At 65.9% G+C, this 9,964-nt stretch carries 6 protein-coding genes and 1 pseudogene; all 7 read right to left on the bottom strand.

Going from position 1 to position 9,964, the window contains the following annotated elements; translation table 11 throughout:
* Positions 1 to 393: pseudogene (locus CCR94_RS25625) on the bottom strand (hypothetical protein); the annotation flags it as partial.
* Between the two features lie 69 nt (positions 394 to 462).
* On the bottom strand, positions 463 to 1,941 hold the full coding sequence (locus tag CCR94_RS06525) for an AMP nucleosidase (RefSeq protein ID WP_104507079.1): 1,479 nt from the start codon (positions 1,939 to 1,941) through the stop codon (positions 463 to 465).
* Positions 1,942 to 2,046: 105 nt separating this feature from the next.
* The gene (locus tag CCR94_RS06520) at positions 2,047 to 3,558 is read right to left on the bottom strand and encodes a purple acid phosphatase family protein (RefSeq protein ID WP_206605789.1); all 1,512 of its coding nucleotides are present in this window, start codon (positions 3,556 to 3,558) and stop codon (positions 2,047 to 2,049) included.
* A gap of 369 nt (positions 3,559 to 3,927) precedes the next feature.
* On the bottom strand, positions 3,928 to 4,383 hold the full coding sequence (gene soxR / locus CCR94_RS06515; protein WP_104507080.1) for a redox-sensitive transcriptional activator SoxR: 456 nt from the start codon (positions 4,381 to 4,383) through the stop codon (positions 3,928 to 3,930).
* 74 nt (positions 4,384 to 4,457) lie between these two features.
* Complete coding sequence (locus CCR94_RS06510) at positions 4,458 to 7,553, bottom strand: efflux RND transporter permease subunit (protein WP_104507077.1); 3,096 nt, start codon at positions 7,551 to 7,553, stop codon at positions 4,458 to 4,460.
* Between the two features lie 10 nt (positions 7,554 to 7,563).
* Positions 7,564 to 8,673, bottom strand: a complete 1,110-nt coding sequence (locus CCR94_RS06505) for an efflux RND transporter periplasmic adaptor subunit (RefSeq protein WP_104507076.1) — start codon at positions 8,671 to 8,673, stop codon at positions 7,564 to 7,566.
* A 305-nt stretch (positions 8,674 to 8,978) separates the two neighbouring features.
* On the bottom strand, positions 8,979 to 9,964 hold a 986-nt coding region (locus CCR94_RS06500; RefSeq protein ID WP_104507075.1), incomplete at its 5' end, for a methyl-accepting chemotaxis protein.

The raw sequence follows: 9,964 nt of genomic DNA, 5'->3' as shown, positions 1-9,964 counted from the left end.
CCGCAAGTCCGCGGCGACGCCGTCGATGGCCGCTGTATAGGACCTCCAAACCGGAACCGTCAAGCGCTCTAAACATAAAAAATAAGAAAATTTGAAAAAACACACCACTTCAATGCCTTGGACTACCCAACCCTCCAACCGCCCCAACGCCGCATTTGCAGATAGACCGGCAACGTGCGCGCGAAAGCCGCGATGGCGACATTCGCGAGACCGGCCAAGACTCGCGCGTCTGGCGCGAATGGGGGATCCGCCTGGACTGCCAATGGCGTCGCCCTTTTGCAAGATCGCCGCGATCATCGCTGCCGCGTCCCCTGGCCCGATGGCTTCCTTCGCGTCGCGCCAGGAACGCACCCCGTCCTTCGCGTGATCGATGATGTCCGGGCAAACAGCCATCGCGATGGCCGCCTAAATTTTCCGGGAAACTGTTCAGATAACCGGGGCCAGTTCTCTTATTTCGATGCGTCAGCGGAACGGCGGTTCGTCGAACGAGCGCAGTTTGCGCGAATGCAGCGTCTCCATGTTGTTGCGAAGGAGGTCGAGCGCCGCGAGGCCGATGCGCAAATGCTGGGAAACCGCGCGTTCGTAAAAGACGCTCGCCGCCCCGGGCAGCTTGATTTCTCCGTGCAGGGGCTTATCCGAAACGCATAGAAGCGCGCCATAGGGCACGCGCAGCCTGAAACCCTGCGTCGCGATCGTTCCGGATTCCATGTCCACGGCGATGGCGCGCGACAGGTCGATGCGGCGGCGCTCCTGTCTCCAGCGCAGTTCCCAATTGCGGTCGTCGTAGGTGACGACCGTGCCCGTGCGCAATCGCCCTTTCAAGGCTTCGCCACTGTCTCCGGTTATGGCCGCCGCGGCGTCCTGCAACGCCACCTGAACCTCGGCCAAAGCGGGTATCGGCACGTCGGTCGGCACCAAGCCGTCGAGCACGTGGTCCTGTCGCAAATAGGCGTGCGCCAGAACATAGTCGCCGATCTGCTGCGACTGGCGCAAGCCGCCGCAATGACCCACCATCAGCCAGCAATGCGGCCGCAACACCGCGAGGTGGTCGGTGATGGTCTTGGCGTTGGCCGGGCCGACGCCAATATTGACCAGCGTCACGCCCTGGTTGTCGGGCGTGGCGAGATGGTAGGCGGGCATTTGCGAGCGATGCCAGGGGGAAGTCGCAGCCAGCGCCGCCGCCTCGTCAGGCGACAGGCTGGCGTCGATGCTCACATTGCCCGGCAGGTGCAGATGGGTGTAGGGGCCGCCGGCCCGCAACTGCTCAAGGCCCCATTGCACGAACTGATCGACATAGCGATGGTAGTTGGTGAACAGGATCCACGGCTGGACAAAGCGCCAGTCGGACCCCGTATAGTGAACCAGACGGCGCAACGAATAGTCGACCCGGATGGCGTCGAACAGCGCGAGCGGTCGGGGTTCTCCCACCCGAAGCCCGCGCAAGCCATCGGCGATTTCGTCTCCGACCGCCGAGAGCAGCGGGACCGGGAAGAACCGCGCGAGTTCCTCCGCCGTCACGGTCTGGCCCAGCTTTTCGAGGGATTCCGTGACATAGGCGTAGGGAATTTCCTGGGCGCCATAGCCGACTTCGAGCGTCGCGCCATATTCGGCGGTCAAGGGGCGAAGCTGTTCGAGCAGATAGGCGCGGAACGCCGATGGATGCGTCACCGTCGTCGTGTAGACGCCAGACGATTCGAACTTCGCGTAGGCGCGGCGGTTCGACGGACGGTCGCCGCTCGGAAAATAGGACACGCGCAGTTCAGGATAGCGAAAGCCCTGGCGCGTCTGCGCGGAGGGGCTTTGACGGCCGTCGAGGAAATCGTCGAGGGCGGCGCGCAGCGCATCGGTCGCCGACGCATAGAGCCGTTCGAGTTCGCTCACCGCCTCTTCCGGCGTGGCGACCGGACGTCCAGACGGCGCAGGTTGATCAATCGGGCGCATATCGGAAGCTCGCTTTTCTTTGTTTCAGGTCCACCGCGGGCAAGAAACGTCACGAATGGAGGTTCAGTTTGTGTATCACGCGATAAATCCGGGGCTTGGTCGAGGTCACGCGCCGTCGCGACGCGGCCGTTCGAGCGTGAAGGACTCGAAGGGCGAGAGCTGTCCGCCGGGGCCGGTCACGTCGTAATAGACCACCTTTATGCGCGTCATCGCCCCCGGGCCATCGCCCGGGTCCAATGTGAAGGCGGCGAAGCCGTAAGGCTGCGCGGCGTTACGGATGGCCGACCAGGGCGCGCTTTCCACCACGTACACCGGCGGTCTTTTCCCCGTTTTCGGGTCGGGTTCGCCGACCGCGACGATCACCCGACAGACCGGCGGATTGAACAGCAGTTCGTTGGACGGCGCCGAGGTTCCCCCGCCACCCAGCACCATGTGAACGGCGCCCTTGCTGGTGTCGATCACATCGGTCGCGCGAGCAACGGGTTTTGGCGTGCGGGTTCGATTGTCCTCGCAGCCGTGCAGGGGATGGGAGCGTTCGTAATGGTGTTCGTGTCCGCAAACCACCATATCGACGTTGTACCTGTCGAACAGCGGCAGCCATTGCTCGCGAATGCCGAGATCGGCGCCGTTGAACTTTTCGGCGGTCGAAATCGCGGTCTGGTGCATGCAGACGACGATCCAGTCGATGTCGCGGTTGGCGCGGGTCGCCGCCAGCTCCTGTTCGAGCCAGGCTTGTTGCGCCCCGTCCGAATAGCCGCGTACATAGGAGTCGCCGCTGTCCTGATAGACCACGTCGTCGTTGGCGAGGCTGATCACGCGGACCGAGCCGGCGGTGAAGGCGTACCAGAGACCGCGCGTCAGCTCGGTCTGTCCCAAAACCTCGGGCGTGGAGAAATAGGTCTGATAGGCCAGATAACCGATCGGGCCGTTGCCGCGTTCGTTCTCGTGATTGCCCGCGCAGGGCATCCACGGCCGGTTTCGAGCGCTGCGCGAATTGTTGGTCCAGAAATCCCACCAACTGCGGATGCGGTCTTCGGAGAGATTGGCGTAGCAGAGATCGCCGTTGAGCAAATGAAACAGCGGACCGACGCGCTCGACGCCGAGCGTGGTGTCGGCGCTCGCGGGCGAGCCGAGATTGTCGTTGATGAAAATCGGGGCGGGGAGCTTGACCCCTTCGGGAGGCGCGAATTTTCGTCCCAGTGTCGGCGTGCCCTGGTCGCCGAAGCTGGTGAAGGTCAAGGCCGCCCTGCCGCGCGGCGCGGTGCGGAACTGGCCGAATTCCGGCGTCGCGCCGTCATGCAGGGCGGCGTAGAGATAGGCCGTGTCCGGGCGCAAGGCGCGCAATCTGGCGTGGTGGACATGGACGGTTCGTTGGGATTTGGCGTCGGCATAGCTCGACGTCTCGGCGGAAGTTGTCTGCTCAAGCTTGCCATCGAGCATCCCGAGCAGCACACGCGGATTGTGAACGGGAGCGAGGCTGTGCCAGGACACGGTCATTTCGGTGGAGGCGTCGGCGCCGAATTGCAGATGCAGACCGGCCACCGGCTCCACCGCTGGCGGACTCGCCTGGATCGAGCTCTCGCGGGCGTTTTCTGCTTGCGCGCCGGCTGCGGACAAAAAAGCTAAAGCGCCAGGCGCCAGCCCAGCGGCCGCAAGCAGCCGCCGGCGTGAAACTTCTACATCGACCGTGGCTTCACTGTCCAAAATCGGCGCGCCCCTTGGCAGGAATGAGAGGAACATCCAAGAGTTATGGCATATCGATGAACCCGCCATGACAGCCGCGGGGCGGTTGCGCTCATGGCCGGCGGAACGGTCTCACGGATCTTGCACGCTGGCTGTGCCGATGAGGCTATTGCGTTGTCCCAGGTTTGTCCACATTTGGTGTCGTCGGCACGATAGCCGCCTGATTTTGGCTGCCGTATGAATCCAGGGCGGCGCCATGGGGATTGCGGCAGTCAATCCCGGAGGCTGCTTCTTGAGCTTTCTTCACGGCTTCGCGCCAAGGCGCCTGGGGCCTGGTCCCGCGCGTCCGAGTTCGTCGTCGGGATTTCGCAATGGGCATTCCTCCAGCGAGAGGCAGCCACAGCCGATGCAACTGGTGATCTGGTCTCGCAACTGGGTGAGGTTGAAGATGCGCTGCTCCAGCATATCCCTCCACGCCTTGGCGAAGCGCGCCCAATCCGCCTTGGTCGGCACGCGATCGTGGGGCAAGTCGATAAGTGCGTCCCTGACGGTGGCCAGGGGAACGCCCGCAAGCAGCGCAACGCGGATGATGGCGATGCGGCGGAGCACCGAGCGATGATAGCGCCGCTGATTGCCCTCGGTGCGCCAGCCCTTGATCAGGCTTCTGGCCTCATAGAAATGCACCGTGGACACCGCGACGCCGCTGCGCTTGGCGACCTCGCCGACCGTGAGTGCGGTTTTTGGAGAATTGTCGTTCACGGCCAACCTCAACGTGCAGCGTGAAATAGCGCCAGGGCGTGACGCCGGCAAGAACCGGAGCCACGCCGGCCCACCTATCCGAAGGGACCAGCGGACGCGCCCGCCATGTCGCCCGCCGCCAGCGCGCGATCCGGCTCGCCCGCCGCGCTCACGCGGTGATCCTGTGCGATCAGAGTGTAGAAGGTGGGCAGCACGAACAATGTGAACAGCGTCCCGACCAGCATGCCCATCACCACAACGATGCCGATGGCGAAGCGACTGGCGGCGCCGGCCCCCTCGGCGAGGATCAGCGGCGCCAGCCCGGCGACCATCGCCGCCGTCGTCATCAGCACCGGCCGCATGCGCACCGTGGCCGCCGCCACGATGGCCGCGCGCCGGTCGAGGCCTTTACCGGACTGAAGCTCGTTGGCGAAGGCCACCATCAGGATGCCATGTTTGGAGATCAGCCCAATCAGCGTCACCAGCCCGATCTGGGTGTAGATGTTGAGCGTGGCGAAGCCGAGATAGAGCGGCAGCAACGCGCCGCACACCGCCAGCGGCACCGTCACCAGGATCACCAGCGGATCGCGGAAGCTCTCGTATTGCGCCGCCAGCACCAGGAAGATGACCACGAGCGCGAAGCCGAACAGAACGGTCAGGCGGTTGCCCTCCTGCACGTATTGGCGGCTGTCGCCCAGCCAATCGATGATCACGCCGGGGGCGCGGGGCAGCGCGGACATGAACGCCACCGCCTGGCCCATGGTCACGCCGGGCCTGAGCACCGCCGACAGCGTCGCCGCGTTCATCTGGTTGAACTGCGGCAGCCGGTTGGCCTGCCCGACCACATCGCCCTTGATGAGGGTCGAGAGCGGCAGCATCGCGCCCGACTTGGCGCGGACGTAATAGCGGCCGAGCGTTTCCGGCGTCAGGCGGTCGTTTGGGGGCGCCTGCGGGACCACGTCATAGGACCAGCCAAAATAGTTGAAGCGGTTGACGTAGTTCTCGCCGACCAGCACCGCCAGCGTGTCGGCGATCGCCTGCATGGTGACGCCGACCTCGCCGGCCTTGGCGACATCGATGCGCAGGCGCGCGGTCGGGCTGTCAAAGGCGAGGTCGCTGTCAACGAAGACGAACAGGCCGCTGCCGCGCGCCGCGGCCTTCAGCGCCTCCATCTCCTGGTGGATGGTCTGAAAGCCGGCGGGCGAGCGCAGAACCATCTGGAACGGCAGACCGCCGGTCGAGGCTGGCAAGGCCGCCGGCTGGAACGGCGTGACGGAGGCGTCATGCACGACGCCTATGGCGCGATAGAGCTGGGTCTGGATGGCGTCGGCCGAGCGCTGACGCGCGCTCCAGTCCTTGAGGATGATGCCGCCAAAGGCGTTGTTGAGCCCATCGGTTCCGACCACGAAGAAATTGGCCGAATAGTCCGGAAAGGACTGGAAGATGCGCTGAACGCGCGCCGCCGCCGCCGCCGTATAGTCGAGATTGGCGTATTGCGGCGCGCGCACCGCAGTGAAAACGTAGCCCTGGTCCTCCTGCGGGGCGAGCTCGCGCTTGGCGCCGAGGAACAGCGCCACGATGGCGGCGAGCATGGCGATGGCGGCCAGCAGCACCACGGGCCGCATCGACAAGGTCATGTCGAGCACACGGCCATAGCCGGCGGCCATCGCGGCGAAGCGGCGCTCAACCGCCGTGGCGAACCCGCCCTCGACAGACTTGCCACGGAGCAGCCGCGCGCACATCATCGGCGACAAGGTGAGCGCGACCAGCCCCGACACCACCACCGAACCCGCCAGCGTGAAGGCGAACTCGCGGAACAGGCTGCCGGTGAGACCGCCCATCAGCCCGATCGGCGCGTAGACGGCGGCGAGCGTGATGGTCATCGCGATGACAGGGCCGATGATCTCGCGGGCGCCGACCAGCGCGGCTTCGATCGGCGCGCGACCCTGCTCGATGTGGCGATGAATGTTCTCGACCACCACGATGGCGTCATCGACCACGAGGCCGATCGCCAGCACCATGGCGAGCAGCGTCAGCAGGTTGAGCGAGAAGCCGAACGCCAGCATCAGCGCGGCGGCCCCCACCAGCGACAGCGGGATGGTGACAACCGGAATGATCACCGCGCGGCCCGAGCCGAGAAACAGGAAGATCACCACCACCACGATCGCCACCGCTTCGATGAGCGTGCGCCGCACCTCGTCGATCGAGGCGTCGACGAAATGGGCGACGTCGAACTGGTTCTCCACCTTGAGCCCGGGCGGCGCGACGCGCTGCATATCTGGAATCAACGCCTTGACCGCCGCCACAATCTCCAGCGGGTTGCCGTCGGGGGTGGGCGCGATCTTGAGATAGACGGCGCGGCGACCGCTGGCCCAGCCCAGAGTCTTGCGGTTTTGACCGCCAAGCTCGACGCTGGCGATATCGGAGAGCCGCACGATGCCGTCCGCGCCGGTCTTGATCACCATGTTGCGGAACTCGCCGACGGTGGTGACGTCGGTCGCGGCGGTGATGTTGGTGACCGTGCGCGCGTTTTCGAGCTGGCCTGGCGCCGCCTGCACGTTGTTGGCGCGCAAGGCCGCCGAGACATCGCCGGCGGTGAGGTTGCGGGCGGCGAGCTTGGCCGGATCGAGCCACACCCGCATGGCAAGCGCCTGGGCGCCGGCAAGGTCGGCCGAGGCCACGCCCTTGACCGAGGTGACCAGCGGCTGGCCGATGCGCGTCACGAAGTCGGTGATCTCCGGTATCGGCAGCGTGTCGCTGATGAAGGCGACATATTGCACGGCGGAGGCGCCGTCGGTGATCTTGGCGACCACCGGATCGTAAGCGCCTTGCGGCAGACGGTATTTGACCTGCTGCACCTTGGACAGCACCTCGGTCATCGCCCGATCGGCGTTGGCGTTCAGAACAAGCTTGGCCTTGACCTGGCTTTGGCCCATGGTCGAGGTCGAGGTCAGGTACTCGATGCCGCTCGCCGTCGCGATCGCCTGCGCAATGGGCGTGGTGACGAAGCCCTGCATCACATCCTGGGTCGCGCCCGGGAATGTGGTGTCGACCGTAATGGTCGCGCTTTGCAGATTCGGGTATTGCCGAACCGGCAGCGAGACGAACGCGCTGGCCCCGGCCAGCAGAATGAGAAGGCTGACCACCACGGACAGGATTGGCCGGCGGATGAACAGATCGGTGAACCGCATGGCGAGCCTCCTACTGGGGCGTTGATGCGACATCGGGGCCGACGACGCGCACGGGGACGCCCGGCTGAAGGCGAATTTGGCCATCGGTGATGACGATGTCGTCGGCGCCAAGACCGGTCTCGACCACGACGCTGTCGCCACGGCGCTGGCCGATGGTCACGCGCGTCAACTCGGCCCTCCCGTTCCTCACGACGAAGACGCTGTCCCCGGAGGCGCTGGTCTGGATCGCGGTGGCCGGCGCCAGGATCGCGTTGGCGCGAACCGGCTGCGCGACGCTCACCGTGACATAAAGCCCCGGTCTCAGCATCTGGTCGGGGTTGGCGAGCGTCGCCTGAACGCGGATGTTGCGCGTGTCCGGTTCGACGATCGGCTCGATTGCGTTGATGCGGGCCGGGAAGGTCGCGTTCGGATAGGCATCGGCGCGGACGGTGGCGTCGCCGCCGACGCGGAGCTTCGCCAACTCCTGCTGCGGCAAGGTGAAATTGACATAGAGCCGATCGAGCGCGGTCAGCGTCGCCATGGCCTCGCCGGCATTGACATACTGGCCGAGATTGACCCGTCTGATGCCGATCAGGCCGGCGAACGGCGCCCGGATGGTTTTTTGCGCGAGGTTTGCGTCGATGCGCTGGAGCGCGGCCTCGGCCTGCTCCAGCTCCGCTTCGCGCTGGTCCAAAAGCTGCCTGGAGACGGTGTCGGAGGGCGCGAGCCGGCGGGACCGGTCATATTGCAGCCGCGCGAACCGGACCCGCGCCGCCGCGTCGGCGCGCTCCGCCCGCTCCGGCGCATCGTAAAGCTCGACCAGCGGCGTTCCGGCCTCGACCCGCGCCCCCGCCTCGAAATGGATGGCGGTCACGCGTCCAGCGACCTCGGGCGCCAGCGTCACCGCCTGCGCCGCCTCCAGCGCGCCGGTGGCTTCGAGCGATTGCGACAAGGTTTCGGGGCGGACGGTCTGGGCCGAGACCTCGATCGGCGGCCGGGACGGAGCGGCGGCGGAGGGCGCCAGTCGCGCCTGCCGCCACAGATGGATGCCGGCGAAGACGGCCAGCAGCGTCAGGAACGTGATGACCAACGGCGCGCGCAGGCGCCGCTGCTCTGGAAATCGTCGCAAGGCATCGAGCATGTCGGCTCCGCATGGATGTTGCGCGCGCCAAGCTCCGATTCGATTTCCCGCCGGGATGACGAGCGGCCAATCGGGGTTCGGACGCGCGAACCGACATTATTGCTACAACCTGAACAATGGTTGAGGTCAAGGTCTATCCTGGCGCACAATGTCGCAGGCGCGGACCCGCGCCGTCAAAATCCGAAAATGACCGGCGCGGTTCAACGAGCGCCGTCAACCTCGCGATCGCCGGGGGCGAGTTGACCCTGCCGATGGGGCCCTCGGAAAGCGGCAAGACGACGCTGCTCCATTTGGGGCCGGAGGAGTCACGCCGCCTTCATGCCGCGCAATTTCTCCAGCAGAGCCGCGTTGACGGACCCTGGCGGCAGGGCGACGCCGGCCTGGTCGTTGTGGATCCATCTGACCGAGGCGGACACCTCTTGGCCGTTGGCAAAGCGCAGGATGGTCGCGTCGCCAATCTCGATCCCGCCGATCGGCGAGACCTTTGCTCCGGAGCGGCTGACGTCGAACAATTGGGTTGGAATGACTCCGCGCTCGGTGACGAGTTCCGCGGCCACGCCGAGTTCATGGCGATCATTGTCGCGACGGTCCAGCGGTCCCCGCCGCAGGCTGACGAGGAATTGCTTCACTGTCGCGTTGAGATGGCCGCCTTCGTCTCCGATCGCGCCAGCGGCGGCGGTGACGTTGCGCGCAAGTCCCAAGCCCTCTTCGGCCGTGGACTGGATGCCCGACAAGGCCTCCTGAACCTGCCGCGTGCGCAAAAGGGTCGTCTCCAGATGATCGGCGATCTCGCCGGCGCCGACGATCTGGCTTTCGATCCGGGGCAGAGCCGCGCCCGTCACCTGATCGATGTCGGCGATGCGGTTGCCGATTTCGCCGGTCGAGGCGACGGCGGCTTGGGTGGCCTGCTCCACCTCGGCGATCAGGCTGGAGATTTCCTCGGTGGCCTTGGTGGTCTGCTCCGCGAGGGACTTGACCTCGCCGGCGACCACCGCGAAACCGCGTCCGGCTTCGCCCGCGCGCGAGGCTTCGATGGTGGCGTTCAGCGCGAGCAGATTGGTCTGGACCGCGATCTTGTTGATGATCCCGACAATGGCGCCGATCCGCGCCACGGCGCCGTTCAGGCTTTCCACGGCCCGTCCCGTGATGTGGGCGGCCGCCACGGCGTCGCGCGCGATGTCGGCGGTCCGGCGCATGGAGGTTCCGACGTCCTGGGCGGAGGCCGCGAGCCGGTCGGCGGCGGTTTTCACCGCCTCGACGCTGCCCGACGCCTCTTCGGCCGCCCACATCA

Origin of the sequence: Rhodoblastus sphagnicola, assembly GCF_002937075.1 — a bacterium.
In the GTDB taxonomy this organism is placed as follows: domain Bacteria; phylum Pseudomonadota; class Alphaproteobacteria; order Rhizobiales; family Beijerinckiaceae; genus Rhodoblastus; species Rhodoblastus sphagnicola.
The sequence above is the reverse complement of the archived record's forward strand: the minus strand, read 5'-3'. Positions and strand labels throughout refer to the sequence as shown.

What these genes read in the sequence shown, in the direction of transcription:
- CCR94_RS06525 (WP_104507079.1), bottom strand. Translation starts at nt 1,941, where the DNA reads ATGCGCCCGATTGATCAACCTGCGCCGTCTGGACGTCCGGTCGCCACG.
- CCR94_RS06510 (WP_104507077.1), bottom strand. Translation starts at nt 7,553, where the DNA reads ATGCGGTTCACCGATCTGTTCATCCGCCGGCCAATCCTGTCCGTGGTG.
- CCR94_RS06505 (WP_104507076.1), bottom strand. Translation starts at nt 8,673, where the DNA reads ATGCTCGATGCCTTGCGACGATTTCCAGAGCAGCGGCGCCTGCGCGCG.